Annotated in this window: 13 protein-coding genes; 8 read left to right on the top strand and 5 right to left on the bottom strand. The window is 63.1% G+C overall.

The annotated features are described in order from the left end of the window. Positions 1-303 precede the first annotated feature (303 nt). Positions 304-639, top strand: coding sequence for a YnfA family protein (locus tag ACEN9F_RS00180; protein WP_413416616.1), 336 nt, complete (start codon positions 304-306; stop codon positions 637-639). A 44-nt stretch (positions 640-683) separates the two neighbouring features. Then, complete coding sequence (locus ACEN9F_RS00175) at positions 684-1,772, top strand: acyl-CoA dehydrogenase (protein WP_413416614.1); 1,089 nt, start codon at positions 684-686, stop codon at positions 1,770-1,772. Here the strand turns inward: ACEN9F_RS00175 and ACEN9F_RS00170 are convergent, their stop codons facing one another. Together ACEN9F_RS00170 and ACEN9F_RS00165 are read right to left on the bottom strand one after the other, a co-directional pair. Continuing rightward, complete coding sequence (locus ACEN9F_RS00170) at positions 1,773-3,929, bottom strand: gluconolaconase (protein WP_413416612.1); 2,157 nt, start codon at positions 3,927-3,929, stop codon at positions 1,773-1,775. A 293-nt stretch (positions 3,930-4,222) separates the two neighbouring features. Beyond that, positions 4,223-6,478 (bottom strand): carboxy terminal-processing peptidase, encoded by a 2,256-nt coding sequence (locus ACEN9F_RS00165; RefSeq protein WP_413416610.1) that lies wholly within the window; start codon positions 6,476-6,478, stop codon positions 4,223-4,225. A gap of 445 nt (positions 6,479-6,923) precedes the next feature. On the opposite strand from ACEN9F_RS00165, the gene ACEN9F_RS00160 reads away from it, so the two are divergent. The 4 genes from ACEN9F_RS00160 to ACEN9F_RS00145 all read left to right on the top strand — a co-directional run bounded on the left by ACEN9F_RS00160 (position 6,924) and on the right by ACEN9F_RS00145 (position 10,822). Further along, positions 6,924-8,948 (top strand): Cache 3/Cache 2 fusion domain-containing protein, encoded by a 2,025-nt coding sequence (locus tag ACEN9F_RS00160; protein ID WP_413416608.1) that lies wholly within the window; start codon positions 6,924-6,926, stop codon positions 8,946-8,948. A 393-nt stretch (positions 8,949-9,341) separates the two neighbouring features. Beyond that, complete coding sequence (locus ACEN9F_RS00155) at positions 9,342-9,707, top strand: DUF2946 family protein (protein WP_413416606.1); 366 nt, start codon at positions 9,342-9,344, stop codon at positions 9,705-9,707. Positions 9,708-9,788: 81 nt separating this feature from the next. Then, a complete protein-coding gene (locus ACEN9F_RS00150; RefSeq protein ID WP_413416604.1) occupies positions 9,789-10,388 on the top strand; it encodes an SCO family protein in 600 nt (199 codons plus the stop codon). After that, complete coding sequence (locus tag ACEN9F_RS00145; protein WP_413416602.1) at positions 10,385-10,822, top strand: copper chaperone PCu(A)C; 438 nt, start codon at positions 10,385-10,387, stop codon at positions 10,820-10,822. The genes ACEN9F_RS00150 and ACEN9F_RS00145 overlap by 4 nt, the downstream gene beginning before the upstream one ends. Here ACEN9F_RS00145 and ACEN9F_RS00140 read toward each other — a convergent pair. After that, the gene (locus ACEN9F_RS00140; protein WP_413416600.1) at positions 10,797-11,357 is read right to left on the bottom strand and encodes a hypothetical protein; all 561 of its coding nucleotides are present in this window, start codon (positions 11,355-11,357) and stop codon (positions 10,797-10,799) included. The genes ACEN9F_RS00145 and ACEN9F_RS00140 overlap by 26 nt on opposite strands. On the opposite strand from ACEN9F_RS00140, the gene ACEN9F_RS00135 reads away from it, so the two are divergent. Then, positions 11,356-12,372 carry a PilZ domain-containing protein gene (locus ACEN9F_RS00135; RefSeq protein WP_413416598.1) on the top strand — a complete coding sequence of 339 codons (1,017 nt, stop codon included), beginning with the start codon at positions 11,356-11,358 and terminating at the stop codon, positions 12,370-12,372. The genes ACEN9F_RS00140 and ACEN9F_RS00135 overlap by 2 nt on opposite strands. 52 nt (positions 12,373-12,424) lie before the next feature. Here ACEN9F_RS00135 and ACEN9F_RS00130 read toward each other — a convergent pair whose 3' ends face one another. Next, on the bottom strand, positions 12,425-14,320 hold the full coding sequence (locus tag ACEN9F_RS00130) for an alpha/beta hydrolase family protein (protein WP_413416596.1): 1,896 nt from the start codon (positions 14,318-14,320) through the stop codon (positions 12,425-12,427). 254 nt (positions 14,321-14,574) lie between these two features. Between ACEN9F_RS00130 and ACEN9F_RS00125 the strand changes: the two genes are divergently transcribed. Next, positions 14,575-15,945, top strand: a complete 1,371-nt coding sequence (locus ACEN9F_RS00125) for an MFS transporter (protein ID WP_413416594.1) — start codon at positions 14,575-14,577, stop codon at positions 15,943-15,945. On the opposite strand, the gene ACEN9F_RS00120 is transcribed toward ACEN9F_RS00125, so the two are convergent. After that, entirely contained in the window at positions 15,942-16,859 is a 918-nt protein-coding gene (locus ACEN9F_RS00120) for a hypothetical protein (protein WP_413416592.1), read from the bottom strand. The two genes, ACEN9F_RS00125 and ACEN9F_RS00120, sit on opposite strands and share 4 nt — an antisense overlap. Position 16,860: the final 1 nt, after the last annotated feature.

Raw genomic sequence — 16,860 nt, 5'->3', positions numbered from 1 at the left:
CGGGCGTCCAATCCGCACCTCGCCGGCATCAGCGATGCCGGCTAAACCGCCTGCGGCGAGGGAGAGTGGAACGCACTGCTGCGAGGGAAAAATGGGCGCGGGGGCGCCTTCGCGACGAGGCGTTTCGGTTGCAACTGCAGTCTCCTTGCCGGCCAGGTCAGGGCCTGGACTAGCTTTCTTTTTTAGAGTTGGAAACGATTCCAATTCCATCTGCAAAATATATTCCGATAAATATTTTCTGTCAACGAAAAAGCGCAACAGTGTGGCGCTCGGTTAGACTAGCGGCTTGCAAGGAGAAGACTTTTGGATCTGATCAAACTGACGGGATTGTTCGCCATGACGGCGCTGGCGGAGATAGTCGGCTGCTATCTGCCGTGGCTGGCGCTCAAGCAAGGCAAGACCGCGTGGCTGCTGCTGCCGGCGGCGTTGTCGCTGGCCCTGTTCGCCTGGCTGCTGACGCTGCATCCGACCGCCGCCGGCCGCACCTACGCCGCGTATGGCGGCATGTACATCGCGGTCGCGTTGCTGTGGCTGCGCTTGGTCGACGGCGTCGCCCTCACCCGCTGGGATCTGCTGGGCGCCGGCTTGGCATTGGCAGGCATGGCCGTGATCGCCTTCCAGCCCTCCACCCTGCGCTGAGCTGTGCGAAAATGCCGGGCTTTGCTACTGCCAAAAAGCCCCGCATGATCCACTCCCCTCTCTCAGACCGCGACGTCCGCCGCATCGAGCGCCATGCGCGGGCGGCCGATACCGCCCGCTTCCTGCATCCCGTCCAGCAGGCGCTGCTGCACCGGCGCGGCTGGCTCAAGATGCTGGCCCCGCGCGCCAGCGGCGGCGCCGAGTTGCCCTTGCCGGAGGTGGTGCGGCTGGAGGAAGCCGTCGCCGCCGTCGATGGCAGCATGGGCTGGGTGCTGACGCTGTGCGCCGGCGCCGGCTGGTTCGCGGGCTTCCTGGCGCCGGAGCTGGCGCGCGGCATCGTCGGCACGCCGCGCGTTTGCCTGGGCGGCAGCGGCGCGCCGACCGGCCATGCCGATCTGGAAGGCGACGGCTACCGCATCAGCGGCCGCTGGGACTACGCCAGCGGCGCACCGATGGCCACGCATTTCACCTTGAACGCCGTGCTGCGCCAAAACGGCCAACCGCTGCTCGACGAACACGGCACGCCGCGCATCCGCGCCTTCCTGGTGCCGGCGTCGCAGGTGCAGATCGTGCCGTCGTGGGGCAGCATCGGCATGCGCGCCAGCGCGTCGCACAGCTATCGCATCGATGCTGAATGGGTGAGCAAGGAGCATGGATTTACCATTGCCGCGGACGCCGCCACGGCCGAGGGCCCGCTGTACCGCTTTCCGTTTTATTCGCTGGCCTTTGTCACGCTGGCCGCCAATATGGCCGGCATGGCGGCGCACTTCATGCGCCTGGCGCGGCCATGCATGGAGCGGCGCAGGCACGCCGCCAAGGGACTGCCGCTGCTGGAGGTGCCCGAGGTCGCCGCGCTGCTGCGCGACAAGGAGCACAAGCACGCCGAGGCGCGCGCGCGTTTTTACGATGTGCTGGACCGCAGCTGGGCGACGGTGGCGGGCGGCGCGCAGCTAAGCGCGGACGACATGCTGGCGGTGCAGGCCAGTTCGCTGGAACTGGTCGCCGCTTCGCGCGCGGCGGTCGACGAGCTCTACCCGTACTGCGGCCTGTACGCGGCACACGAAGACAGCGCCATCAACCGCGTCTGGCGCGACTTCCACACAGCGAGCCAGCACTCGCTGCTGCTGCCCTAGTTAGTCCACCGTGATGGCGAGGTCGCGGCCGCGCGTGGCGGCGTTGCCGGCGTAGTCTTCGGCGCTGATGCGCAGGATGTAGTTGCCGGGACCGAGCGCGCCGACCTTCCATGCGCCAGGCGTCAGCTTGCCGCCGCGCAGCGTGTTGTTGATCGCATAGACGAAGCGCGTTTCCGCCGCGCCGTGCACGGTAATGCCGCTGCTGGCCGCGTAGGCCAGCTTGACCGCTTCGCGGTTGCGCGGCAGGCGATCGTACTGCTGCGTGATCAGCGGTTGCTCCATGCCAGGGATGGTTTCGCCGTCGGCGTTCAGCAACTGGTAGCCGATCTTGTACAGGCCCAGGCGGCGGCGTTTCTGGCCGCCATCCATCTGGTCGAAGGCGTCGACGACGATCTGCACGTCACCTAGACTGCGCGGCACCAGCAGGCGGTTGTCGACCTTGTCTTTCAAGATTTTGCCGTTGGCGTCGACCAGGCTGATGCTCTGGATTTGCGGCGCCACCGTATCTTCCAGGTCGATGAACGGCAGGCTCAACGGATTGAGCGCGTCGCCGTTCGGCTTGTAGTCCAGGTGCACGTGGGCCATGCGGTTGACCGTGCCCAGCGTCTCGCCGACCACGAAGCGCGTGCCGCGCTTGACGCGCACGGCGTCGGCCGCGCCCTTCTCGTTCTTCAGCAGCTGGAAGCGCGGATCGATGACCTTGTCCCGGCCGTCGCGGCCGACGCGCATGTGGATGTACTGCAGGCCGTCGAGCGCGATGCCCTCCGACAGTTCGCCATAGCCCCAGCTGGCGCGCGGGTCGCTGATCTTGCCGGCGGTGACCGCCAGCACCGGCGTGCCGATGGCGGCCTGCACGTCGAGGCCGGAGTGGAAATGGTCGCGGCTCTCGCCGTCGAAATTGCCGCGCACCTCGCCCATCAGGCCCACCACTTCGTGCGCCTTGTTCTGCGGCTTGACCGGCCACAACATCGTGGCGCCGTGCGCGGGCAGGCCGGGCAGCGGTTCCGGCGCCGGCGCCGCTTCACCGGCCGGCGGCACGCCGACGTGATGCAGGCGGAAGGTGGCGGCGTCCGTCACGAACAGCGAGCCATCCTTGGACAGCGCAATGCCGCGCGGCGCGTACAGGCGCACGCCGCCGTCCGGGCCATAGCCGGGCTGGGCCGGGCGGTCGATGTCCTGCACCGACACCACCTCCCCTGCCGGCGTGATCTGCGCCAGGCGGCCATGCGAGCTGCTGGCCAGGTAGAGATAGCCGTCGGGCGTCAGCGCGATGCCGACGGGCGAGCGCAGCAGCGAGTTGCGGTCGTCCTCCTTGGCCACGGCCACGGTACTGACATTGCCGTTCTTGTCCAGTTTGCGGATGGCGTTGTTGCCGGTGTCGGCGATGTACAGGTCGCCGGCGGCGCTGAGCGCCAGGCCGGTCGGCGTATCGAACAAGGCCTGCGCCGCAGCGCCATCGGTCAGCCCGGCGCGCTTGCCGCCGGCGATGGTGGTGACGTCGCCGTTGGTGGCGATGCGGCGGATGCGGTCGTTATACGTGTCGGAAACGTAGACCACGCCTGCGGCATCGACGGCGACGCCGATCGGGCCGTTGAACTGCGCGGCCGCGCCCTTGCCGTCCTTGTCGCCCGCCAGGCCGTCGCCGGCCAGTGTCGAGACCACGCCTTGCGGGCTTATTTTGCGGATGGCGTTGTTGCCGGTATCGGCCACATACAGGTTGCCGGCGGCGTCGACCGCCAGGCCAGACGGGGTGTTGAACGCGGCCGCCTTGCCGCTGCCTTCCGCGTAGCCCTCTTCGCTGCCGGCCAGCGTGGTGGTGGTGCCGGCCAGGTCGATCTTGCGGATGCTGTTGTTGCCGCCGCCGTCGGCGACGTACAGGTTGCCGTCCTTGTCCAGCGCCACGCCGAAGGGATCGGCAAAGCGCGTGCGCCTGGCGCTGCCATCGCCGGCGCCTGGCAAGCCGTCGCCGGCGATGGTGCTGACGCGGCCGCTCCAATGCGTCGGCGTGCCCTGCGTGGCCGATGGCCGCGCCACCGAGCCGATCGCATCCGGCGTGGCGGCCGGCTTCTTCACCACCACCCAGGCGACACCGCCGCCCACCGCCGCACCGCCCAGCGCCAACGCGGCGAGAGCTAACTTGAATTGAGTCGGAGTCACTTGCCTTAGCCTAAAAGTTGATCCATAGAAAGGTAGCTTAACCGATCTTTAGCACTTCAACAATTACCAAGGCGGTGTCAGTGCCGACACCGAAGTAAAAAAAAAAGCCCGCTACGGGAGCGGGCTAAATCTATTTCCTTGGAGGAGAATAGAGGAGACAGGTGAAGTATGCTGCGGCGCGGAATATACGTCCAATTTATATTGATAATGGCAGACATTCATAATTTCGATAACCAACAAAAAAGCCCCAGGCCGCTGGGCGTGGGGCTTTCCGTTCCGCGGGACTGGGCGGTTTATTTGCTGACGTCGGTGGCGTAAGGCAGCACGCGCGAGGCCATGCGGGTGTCGGTTTTGAGCAGGCCGACTTCGTCCGCCAGGATGTGCACCGCTTCGTTCAGCAGCACGTCCTTGGCCGCCTTGGCGGCTTTTTCCGCTTCCAGCTCGGCCGCCAGCGTGCGCTCGGAACCCTGCAGGCCGTCGTCGCTGCGCAACGCGCCCTTGACGCCCGCCACCTTCGGCACCGGCGCCGTCTTGCCGCTGGCCGGCTTGGCGGAGATGGCCTTGTTCAGCGCATCCCGCGGATCCGGCACCAGGATCGGATCGTCGGCGCCCGGCGTGTTGGCCAGCAGGCGCGCTTCACGCAGCTTGGAGCGCGCTTCCTGCGTCTCGCGTTCCTTGCGGCGCACGGTTTCGTTCAGCGAGATCGAATTTTCCTTGCGCTGCTTCTTGACCAGCGCGATATCCTCGGCCAGGTACTGGAAGTCCTTGTCCTTGGCCACCCGCGCGTCGTGCTTCTTGTCCAGCAGCGGTACGATTTCCTTGACCTCGCCGGCGGCGATGTAGACCGCCGGTTTGATCTGGGTCCACGGCAAGGCGTTGTCGTAGCTCGATTCGCCGAAGCTGTCGGAGTCCGACATGGTCGGCAGCTTGATGTCCGGCGTGACGCCGCGCAGCTGCGTGGTGCCGCCATTGATGCGGAAGAATTGCGCGATCGTGAACTTCAGCTCGCCGTAGTGCACCTTGTCGTTCTGCGCGAAGCGGTCGAGGCCGAACAGCGTCTGTACCGTGCCCTTGCCAAAGCTGGGCTCGCCGATGATGATGCCGCGGCCGTAGTCCTGGATCGCGGCGGCGAAGATCTCGGAGGCCGAGGCCGAACCGCGATTGATCAGCACGCCCAGCGGACCGTCCCAGGCCATGCCGGCGTTGGTGTCGCTTTCGACTTCGACCTTGTTGTCGGCGCTGCGCTGCATCACCACCGGGCCCTTGTCGATGAACAGGCCGGTCAGCTCGACCGCCTCGTTCAGCGAGCCGCCGCCGTTGTTGCGCAGGTCGATCAGCACGTTGTCGACCTTGTCCTTCTTCAGCTCGCCCAGCAGGCGGGCGACGTCGCGGGTGGCGCTCTTGAAGTCCTTGTCGCCCTTGCGGCGCGCCTCGAAGTCCTGGTAGAAGGTCGGCAGCGAGATCACGCCGATGCGGCGCTTGACGGCGCCGTCCTTGACTTCCAGGATCGATTTCTTGGCCGACTGCTCTTCCATGCTGATCTTCTGGCGCACCAGCGAGATCACGTTGTGCTTAGCGTCCGGGCCGGCGTCGGCCGGCAGGATTTCCAGGCGCACGGTGGAATCCTTGGCGCCGCGGATCAGCGCGACGACGTCGTCCAGGCGCCAGCCCAGCACTTCGGTCATCGGCGTCTTCTCGTCCTTGGCGACGGCGACGATGCGGTCGCCGACCTTGATCTTGCCGGACAGGCCGGCCGGGCTGCCGGTCACCACTTCGCGCACCACGGTGTAGTCGTCGCGCGTCTGCAGCACGCAGCCGATGCCTTCCAGCGACAGGCGCATGGCGATGTCGAAGTTCTCGGCGGCGCGCGGGCCCAGGTAGTTGGTGTGCGGCTCGATCGACATCGCGTAGGCGTTCATGAAGATCTGGAACACGTCCTCGTTGGTCAGCTTGCGCGACGGGCTCAGGTAGCTTTCATAGCGCTTGTCCAGCGTCTCGCGGATCGCCTTGTCGTCCTTGCCGGCCAGCTTCAGGCGCAGCCATTCGTTCTTGACGCGCTTGCGCCACAGGTCCTTGACCTCGGCCTCGCTCTTGCTCCACTCGGCCTTTTCGCGGTCGTACTGGTAGCTCTCGTCGGTGGTGAAGTCGAATTTGGTCTTCAGCAGTTCGCGCGCATAGCCGATGCGGTCGTTGAAGCGCTGCTGGTAGAGATTGAAGATGGCGAAGGGAACGCTGAGGTTCTCGCCGGTGATGGCGTCGTCGAGGCGGGTGCGCACGATGGCGTACTGGTCGATGTCGGCCTGGGTGAAGAACATTTTCTCCGAGTCCAGCGACTTGAAATAGCGGTCGAAGATCTTTTCCGACATCGCATCGTCCAGCGGCGTGGACTTGTAGTGCAGTTTCGTGAGGACACGCGAGGCCCATACGGCCGCCTGGGTCTGTCCAGCCTGTGGCTTGAGGGGGGTGTCCGCCGTTTTTTCCGGCACGGCCGCGCCGGCCTGAACTGACAGGGCCGCAAGGACGGCCACCAACAGCATTTGCTTCTTCATCGGCTTACTCCGAAACGTAATCAATCATTTATTGGGTGTTGCAAAGCGCTATTCCATTCTACAGGATAGCAGCCGCAACACGGCACTGGTAATCCAGAGTTTCCCTGCCTAAGCTTAAGGGTAACTGAAATGAAACCAGGGCAATGTGCGGCCCTGGCCGCATGGGTACTGATATTCAGGCAATTTTCTCTTCAAGTCATTGTTTTCAAAAACAAAAAGTTTTGAGCATGCACTCCAAATTGTTGCTCAATAGAAAATTTCTGGTATCATGCTCGTCATACGCATGATTTTACGGTCCGCCGGCAACACTGCCGGCAGCGGCCACCCGCCTCCTACCGATGAGGCGCCCTAGTTGTTGGTACCTCATGCAGTCGCTCCCCCGCCCCCGGAGCATGCTCGTTTCAGAGCGATCTCAAACCGCAGCACATTTTCTCTAAAGAGAACCATGAAAACAATAATCAATCCCCGTAACTGGGGTGTCGGTACGAAAATTACCGTTTTTACTTTTGGCCTGATCAGTTTGATCCTGGCGATCCTGCTCACCCTGATCAACATGAGCACCTCGGCCATGTTGAAAGAGCGCGCCAAGGCCAATGTCGCCAACTCGCTGGACGGCATCAGCAATACCGTCGAGGTCTTCAACACCGCCATGACCAATGAAGCGTCGAGCTTTGCGCGCCTGTTCGCGGCCAATTTCAGCAACGGCGGCTTCACGCTGGATCCGGCCGCCAAGGTCGAGATCGGCGGCAAGCCGACGCCATCGCTGCTGCACGGTGGCAAGGCGCTGAACCTGGACTTCGGCATCCCCGACAAATTCACCAACGACACCGGCGTGGTGGCCACCATCTTCGCCGCCGACGGCGACGAATTCGTGCGCGTGACCACGTCGCTGAAGAAAGAGAACAGCGAGCGCGCCGTCGGCACCCAGCTCGACCACGCCCACCCGAGCTACAACCTGCTGCGCGCCGGCGGCAGCTACATCGGCCTGGCCACGCTGTTCGGCAAGCAGTTCATCACCCAATACGATCCGATCAAGGACGGCAGCGGCAAGGTCATCGGCGTGCTGTTCATCGGCCTGGATATTTCCAAGAACATGAACATGCTCAAGGAAAAAATCAAGGCCATCAAGATCGGCGACACCGGCTACATCTACGTGGTCAACGCCGCCGCCGGCAAGGTCCAGGGCAACGCGCTGGTGCACCCGACCAAGGAAGGCAGCAGCCTGCTCGACAGCAAGGGCAACGACGGCCGGCCGTTCATCAAGGATATGCTGGAGGCCAAGGAAGGCAGCATGCGCTACGACTGGGCCGACAAGGACGGCGAGACGCCGCGCGAGAAAATGGTCGAGTTCCACACCTTCAAGCCGTGGAACTGGCTGATCGTCGGCGGCACCTATACCGAGGAAATCACCCGGGAGGCCGGCCAGCTGCGCAACCGCTATGCGCTGCTGGGCCTGGTCTCGCTGCTGCTGTTCGCCGGGGTGCTGTTCCTGCTGGTGCGCACCGTAGTGTCGCGTCCGCTGGCGCGCGCCGAGGAAGCGGCCACCCGCATCGCCCAGGGCGACCTGGACGTACATCTGGTCATCGACAACAAGGATGAGATCGGCCTGGTGCTGCGCTCGCTGAACGGCATCAGCAGCAACCTGTCGAACGTGGTCGGCCAGGTGCGCCGTGGCGCCGAGCAGATCACCACCGCCTCGGGCGAAATCGCCAGCGGCAACCTGGACCTGTCGCAGCGCACCGAAGAACAAGCCTCCAGCCTGGAAGAAACCGCCGCCTCGATGGAGCAATTGAGCAGCGCCGTCAAGCAGAACGCCGAAAACGCCGCGCAAGCCAACCAGATGGCGATGGCCGCCTCCGGCATCGCCGCCAAGGGGGGCGAAGTGGTGGCGCAGGTGGTCGATACGATGGGGTCAATCAACGCCTCGTCGCGCAAGATCGTCGACATTATCTCGGTCATCGACGGCATCGCCTTCCAGACCAACATCCTGGCGCTGAACGCGGCGGTGGAAGCGGCGCGCGCCGGCGAGCAAGGCCGCGGCTTCGCGGTCGTGGCGTCGGAAGTGCGCAACCTGGCGCAACGCTCGGCCACCGCCGCCAAGGAGATCAAGGCGCTGATCGATGACTCGGTCGGCAAGGTCGAGGTCGGCAGCAAGCAGGTCGAGCAGGCCGGCACGACGATGCAGGAAGTGGTCGACAGCGTGCGCCGCGTGACCGACATCATGGCCGAGATCAGCAGCGCCAGCGAAGAGCAGCGCGCCGGCATCGGCCAGGTGCACGAAGCCATCGCACAGATGGACCAGGTGACGCAGCAGAACGCGGCGCTGGTGGAAGAAGCGGCGGCCGCCGCCCACGCGCTGCAGGACCAGGCGCACGAGCTGGAAGACGTGGTCAAGATCTTCAAGCTGGGCAACAACGAGGGCTCGTCCAAGCCGCGCAGCGAGCAGTCGCGCCGCCTGGCACTGAAGTAATCGCCGCCTCGACAGCGCAAGCCGCCACCGTCTGCACGGTGGCGGCTTTTCTCTTTTATGGCGTGTCAGTCGAAGGCGACGTCCTCAAGCCGGAAGCGGAATTTGCGCCGCTCGGGTTGATCCCAGCCTACGCCCGGACAGTTTGAGCAGGGTGTCGGTGTCCACCTGCAAACTCATTGTGGATTTCATTCGATTTTCCCTTCTATTTTGTCCTATTTTCTTCAAGTTAGACCGATAGCCGGCGTAAGCGTTCAGTTGAAAAAATACGAAAAAAGTAGAAGGAAATAGAAGAGAAAGTAGAAGACTTTCCACAGGGCGCCGTGGCAACCTCCCCCGCCCTCTGCTCTGCGGCGGCAATCAGTGGGTAAGCCGGTTTTATTCTATAATCGCGGCATGGGTCATTACTCCAAGCACCGTCGCCTGCACAGCCTGATCGTCTCCCTCGCGATCCTGCTGAACCTGTTCGCGCCTGCGATCAGCCATGCGGTAACGTCGCTGACGCGCGACCCGCTGGCGCTGGAGCTGTGCAGCGCGACGCCGGCCAACACCCAGGCGCCAATCAAGCCAGCCGCTCATGGCGCCAAGCATTGCGTCTTCTGCGCGACCCACGCCGACACCTACGCGCCGCCGCCGTTGGCAGCCGGCCTGCAAGCCGTACTGTACGGCCATGAGGTTTACCCGGCACTGCGCCACGCCGCCCCTGCCGCGCGCGTCGTCTGGTCCAGCGCCCAGCCGCGCGCGCCGCCCGCGCTGTCCTGATACCGATAGCCGCACGCTAACGCCGCGCCCTTTCTGGCGCCGGCCGCCGTGCATCCGTCTCATCCGATAAGCAGGATATCCATGCAACGACGTTTATTCATCACATCGCTGGCCGCGCTGCCGCTGGCCGCGCAAGCCGCCTTCACCGGCATCGACATCACCGGCAGCAGCATCGGCCCGGACTACAAACTGTTCTACGGCGATGGCAAGCCCGCCTCGCTGCGCGACTTCAAGGGCAAGTATGTGCTGCTGTTCTTCGGCTTCACGCAATGCCCGGATGTCTGCCCGACCGCCTTGTCGCGCGCGGTGGAAATCAAGCGCCTGCTGGGCGCCGACGGCGACAAGATCCAGGTCGTGTTCGTCACCATCGACCCGGAGCGCGACACCGCGCCGCTGCTGGCCGAATACATGCGCGCCTTCGACCCGACCTTTGTCGCCGTACGGGGCAACGCCGAGCAGACCGCCAAGGCTGCGGCCGACTTCAAGATCTTCTACCGCAAGGTGCCGAGCGGCAGTTCGTACTCGATGGACCACACCGCCCTCACCTACGTGTTCGACGCCAGCGGCAAGATCCGCCTGGCGCTCAAGCATGAGCAAACCGCCCAGCAGTGCGTCGCCGACCTGCGCCAGCTGATGAACCCTAAAAAAGAAACCGGCTTCCTGAAAGGCCTCTTCCAATGAAAAAACTACTCTCCCTGCTGCTTCTCGCAGCCCTGCCCGCGCTGGCCCAAGTAACGGTCGGCGAACCATGGGTGCGCGCCACCGTCGCCCAGCAGAAAGCCACCGGCGCCTTCATGACGCTGACCTCGACGCAAGGCGCCAGCCTGGTCGGCGCCAGTTCGCCGGCCGCCGGCGTGGTCGAAGTGCACGAAATGAAGATGGTCGACGACGTCATGCGCATGCGCCAGATCGCCGTGCTGGAACTGCCGGCCGGCAAACCGGTCGCGCTCAGTCCGGGCGGCTATCACCTGATGCTGCTGGAGCTGAAGCAGCCGCTGAAGGATGGCGACAAAGTGCCGCTGACGCTGGAGATCGAAGACGCGCAGAAGGTGCGCAGCAAGATCGTGGTCGAGGCGCCGGTCAAGCCGCTCAATGCGGCAGCCATGCACCACTAGTCAATCCCGCGACGCCGGCCGCCCACCAGCCGGCGCCGCCGATCAGCAGATACGGCCAGGACCGCAGCGAGATTTTCCAGTCGACGGTGGATGGCCAGAAGGCCAGGAACTGCGGCGCCACGGCAAACGCCAGCGCCACGTCGATCCACTGGAATTGCAGACCGCTGCGGGTGCGCCACCACGCCACCGCGAACGGCAGCAGCACCACCACAAACGGCGCCAGCGCGGACGGCGCCGCGTTGTACCAGCGCACCCGCGTCAGGCGCACCGAGCCCAATTCCCAGCCCTGTCCTATCCGGCGCGGTATCACCGTGAACGCGGCGGGACGGGCGCCAGTCAGCAGGCCGGCGACGAAATGCGCCAGCTCGTGGCAGATGGTGCCGGCCAGCGTGAACAGAAAAAAGAAGGGATGCCGCGCAGACAAGGCGCGGATCAGCAGCGCCAGCAACAGGGACGGCGCCAGGTAGATCAAAAGGTCGCGATGGTGGCACAGCCACGCGGGCGCGAGCGCACTACATTCAAACAGGCTGCTCATGGCCGCATCGTCGCACGGCGGCCGAAGCGCGTCAATTTCTCCCGTTTCGGGAGACGGCGCTACGCCCTTTTCGCAGCATCGGCTTTGTTTTGTCAATCGTTCAGCAGCGAATGGCTCCGGCCCTTCCATTTTCAAATACTCAAAAGACATTGCCTTTCGGCAATTCATGACCTATGATGAATTTACAAACAGGCCCAAACCGCGCCTGTGGTTGCATTTACAACAGCCAAACAATATGCTGCTCACCGAACACACCGCCGCCCCGATCCCGATCCGTAAAGGACCGCCACGGCCCCAAGATGCAATAACGCCGATCCCGGCCGCCGCCACCTCCCATGAGATGACGAGCGAAGACGAAATCGGCGATACGCTGACCCTTTTGGCCGCGAACGGCGACGCGATCTCGATGTACGTGACCGGCAGCCGTGAGGCGGTGCTTGGACGCATTCTATCGGTCGACCCCGAGTTGCCGCATTTCGTGATGGAACTAAACGAAGGCGCAACCCTACCGCCCGGCAAGGTCACCTTTGTCGCCGTGCTGCGCACCGCGAAACTGCAATTTCACCTGTCCAACCCGGAATGGAGCTCGGTGCCCGGCAAGCCCCAGCTGATCCCGATGATATTCCCGGAAACCTGCGCGGTGCTGGACCGGCGTTCCTCGGAGCGCGTGGAAACGCCGCTGGGCGCCAACCTCATGGCCGCGATGGAGATCCTCGGCACCCCTCATGAGTGGTCGATATACGATGTCTCGCTGGGCGGGATCGGCCTGCGCTGCTCAAAAATCGAGGCGAAGGGCCTGCTCAAGGGCCGCAAACTGCCGGATGTGCGGCTGGAACTGGAGGAGGAAACCCTCCTCGTCACGGAACTGGAAGTCCGCTTCACGCGCGCCTTCCGTTCCTTCCTGCTGGGCGAGCAGATCCATATCGGCTGCAAGTTCAGCAATCTGACACCGGAGACCGAAAGCCAGATCCGGAGCCTGATGGATGAGATGAACAATGTCCCGCCGCAGCGGTGAAGATGGCCGAGTCGCTGACGGCTAACCTTCAACTAGTCAGCGGGGTTGAACTTTAATGCTTGTCGCTTTGGCTCGTTTTGCCCGCATCGCCTGGGCCGATATAGCGGTCAAGGAACGCCAGCAACTTACTGTAGTAGATAAGTTCATTACGGATGTAGAAGATACCGTGCCCTTCGTCTTCAAACGTCAACCACTCTACTTTCTTGCCCAGCTTCCCTAGAGACGCCTTCATCTTTTCGGCGTGTGAGATCGGGACGCGCCGATCCAGTTCCCCATGAATCAAGAGAACAGGCGCACGAATTTTGTCTGCGTGTTTCAGCGGAGACACGTCGTCAAATCTGCCGGGTTCTGAGCGAACGTCGCCGATACGGCTCAACATCCACTCTCTCGTCTCCTTGCTTTTGACTCTGTCTGAACCATCATGGAACATGTATTCGATATCGGACACGCCTGCGAAGCTGACGGCGCACTGGTACAACTCCGGGGTCTTGACCAAGCCCCACAAAGCCGCGTAGCCGCCGAAACTGGAGCCGACAATGCAGATACGTGCGGGATCGGCGATCCCTTGCGCGATCAGTTGCTGGACGCCGGCGGTGATGTCATCCTGCATGGCCCGGCCCCACTGGCCAAATCCAGCCTCTTCGAAACGGCGGCCAAAACCCGTCGAACCACGAAACTGCGGCTGAAACACCGCATAACCGTGGGCGGAGAGAATTTGCACTTCTTCATTCCAGCCCCAATAGTCACGTGCCTGGGGCCCACCATGAATCAGTACCACCAACGGCGTAGGTCCGGCTGCCTCAGCGGGCCGAGTCAGAAATGCGGGCACTTTGAAACCGTCCGGCGCGGTGTAGGTGTATGACTTCATCGGCCGCAGTTCGGCGGCGGCCACCGAGGGCTTGCTGCGAGCGACAAGTCGCATTGAACCGTCGACCATATCCACCAAATACCAGCTGCCAGGCTCACTGTCGCTACGCGTATAGACCAGCACTTTGCCTTTCGGATCACCGCTGATGCGGTTGATACTGTTGGGCAAAGCCTTGTCCACGGACTGTTGCACACTTCCCCATTGGGCATCGAACCAAATTTCTTGTGGCACCATGCCACCGGTGGTGACGCGATCGAACGCGCTTTGCTCCAAGCCGTCCACGCGCAGGATGTCCTGTGTGGGGTGGCCAGCCAGCATGTCCGTCATTGTTTTTTGTTTGGTGTCGTAGTTAAATATGGCGTAGGTATCGCGTTCAAGGCGGCTAACGACAACCAATTGATCGACTTCGTCCGGCACATACATCGGCGTCCAGTATTCGTCGGTGATCTTGAACTCGACCAGCTTTTCCCATTCGGCGTCCGCCGATTTTTTGTACCAATTCGAAATAATGGACACATCTTTCCAGAACGCCGAATTGACCATGGTCACCGCGCGCAGTTGGCCACGCCGGTCAAAGGCACGCCGTATGGCCTTACCCCGGGGAAGGTCGAATTTGGTCTTGGCGCCCGTACGGGCATTGATCAGCGCGATGTCGCCGTCCTCGACATCGGTGTACACCAAAAGATTGGGGGATAGCGGCATGCCGGGTTCAGCATGGCCAATGACCTCCTCCCCCAAGTCGCGTCCTTTCTTGCCATTGAGATCGATGGTTTCGGCTACCAGCCCATAATTCACAGCCAGCAAATCGTTGCCCGCCCATGTTACTTCGCGCGGCGCTTTGGTGTAGCTGTAAAAACCTTCCATCGCACGTGCGCCGGCCTTCAGCAGGCGCGGCGTCAATGTGTCGGTATCGTACAAGACCAATCCGTAGTTGGTGCCATTGAAAATGATGCTGACAATGTGCTTGCCATCGGGAGATATGCTCGCGTAGCGGGTTCCCCGCGAATCGACCGCCTGGTCAATCTCCAACTGTGCCGCATGTCCCAACGACAAATTCAGCAATGCCCATGCAGCTAGCATTAAAAGTCGCATCGTTCCTCACAAAAAATCTGGTTACTTTCACAGCATACCAGTTCAATTTGCGAAAAATATATCGAATTCTCTCCAGGCAATATTTTACCATTGTCATCATACAACCGTGATGCGCATACCCTTGAGCACATCTGTATAAAAATCAAACAGTTAAACGTTTACATACTCAAGTCACTGAGTTATTTAGTTGTATGATGTCTGATATCTGAGCTATGATCGTCGCATCAAAGCAAGGAGACCGTATGACTACGCAACAAGCTGCCCCCACCAAAGTCCGCTGGATGATCCTGGCGATCCTGTTCGCCGTCACCACCATCAACTACGCCGACCGCGCCACCATCGCGATCGCCGGCCCCGAGCTGAAAAAGCTGCTGGGCCTGTCCCCGGTCCAAATGGGCTTCGTGTTTTCCGCCTTCGCCTGGTCCTACGTGCTGGCGCAACTGCCGGGCGGCTGGCTGCTGGACCGCTTCGGCTCCAAGATCACGTATTTCTTCAGCATCTTCCTGTGGTCGCTGTTCACCATGCTGATGGGCACCGTCGGCTTCTTCACCGGTGCCGCCGCCGTCACCGCGCTGTTCACGCTGCGCCTGCTGATCGGCGCCGCCGAGGCGCCCTCCTTCCCCGGCAACAGCCGCATCGCCTCGTCGTGGTTCCCGACCGCCGAACGCGGCACGGCCGCCGCCATCTTCAACTCGGCGCAATACTTCGCCACCGTGCTGTTCGCGCCGCTGATGGGCTGGCTGGTGCACAGCTTCGGCTGGGAAAGCGTGTTCTTCGTCATGGGCGGCCTCGGCATCGTGATGGCCTTCATCTGGCTGAAGATGGTCTACGGCCCCAAGGACCATGCGCGCATCAACGCCGCCGAACTGGAATACATCGCCGCCGGCGGCGCGCTGGTCGACCTGGAAAGCAAGGACAAAGCCGCCGCGACCAGCAAGCTCGACACCTGGTCCTGCATCCGCCAGTTGCTGGGCAACCGCATGCTGCTGGGTGTCTACATCGGCCAGTACTGCATCAACACGCTGACCTATTTCTTCCTGACCTGGTTCCCGGTCTACCTGGTGACCGAACGCCACATGACCATCCTGAAGGCCGGCTTCATCGCCGCGCTGCCGGCCGTGGCGGGCTTCCTCGGCGGCGTGCTGGGCGGCGTGATCTCGGACCGCCTGATCAAGTCGGGCAAGTCGCTGTCGGTGGCGCGCAAGACCCCCATCGTGTGCGGCATGATGCTGTCGATGTCGATGATCATCTGCAATTACGTCGAGGCCGACTGGATCGTGATCCTGGTGATGTCGCTGGCCTTCTTCGGCAAGGGCATCGGCGCGCTGGGCTGGGCGGTGGTGGCCGACACCTCGCCGAAGGAAGCCGGCGGCATGAGCGGCGCGCTGTTCAACACCTTCGGCAACACGGCCGGCATCACCACCCCGATCGTGATCGGCTACATCCTGCAGCAGACCGGCTCGTTCGCCGGCGCGCTGGTGTTCGTCGGCGCCAACGCGCTGGTGACCGTGCTGTGCTACCTGCTGATGGTCGGCGAGATCAAGCGCTTCGAGTTCAAGACGCCGGTGATGCGCAAGATCGAGCCGGCGCCCGGCGCGACCCAGACGGTTTAAGGTTGAGCGCCCCCCCGGGCCACCGCGGCGGCGCTGCTTGCGTAGGAAAATCCATGCTGCTGGAGAATCGCAATCAACTCCTGCGGGTCGCCGCCCAGCTTGAGGTTTTCCGCCACCCAGCCCAGCCAGTCGGGCGTCACCTCCATCCCCTCCTCCTCCATCGCGATGCCGGCGATCAGCCGCGCCAGCAGCGCGTTGATGCGCTTGGTGTCGATCAGGTGCTGGACCACCGGGTGGCCCGAATACGGATAAGGATAGAGCGTGCAATTGCCCAGCGCGGCCAGCCGGTGCGCGTGCATCGCGTCCAGGTTGACCGACTCGGTGGCGTTGGGCTGATCCGGCTTGGTGCCGAAGAGGATGTGCAGCGCGGTCCGCCCGCGCGGCAGCCCGGCCAGGTCGTAGTAACCGGAGGCCGGCGGATTCTGCGCCAGGTCGCGCATCACGGCCAGCCAGCGGCGCTCGTGATACAGCAAGGCCTGCCGCACGTCGAGGAAGGACAACGGCCCGAAGGCGATCACGCTGTCCGCCCCGAGCAGCAGCCCGTACATGACGGCGGCATATGCGCCCATCGACTGGCCGATGGTGATGACCTTGCTCGGCGCGATCTCCGCGATCAGCGCGCGCAGCGTCGCCACCGTTTCGTCGGGATGCCCGCCGAGGCCGGCGATCTTGCGGTGATACCAGGCGTTGCCGGAGTCGCGCACCAGCACCTTGTTGATGTGGAGGCCGCTGGTCTGTTCCAGCTTTTTCAGGCGCCCGTAGAAATCGAAGTTCGGCCGCGCTTCCCATGAAACGAAGCCGAACGAGATCACCAGTATTTCCCCCGCCACCACGCGATCGACCAGCACGTCCTCCGTGCTGGTCTGGACGCGCCGGTTATCCAGCGCGGGAAGGTCGGTAATCGAAAATGCCATG

The organism is Duganella sp. CT11-25 (assembly GCF_047302815.1).
GTDB lineage: Bacteria > Pseudomonadota > Gammaproteobacteria > Burkholderiales > Burkholderiaceae_D > Rugamonas.
Note: the sequence above shows the minus strand (reverse complement) of the source record. Positions and strands in the feature narration are given on the sequence as shown.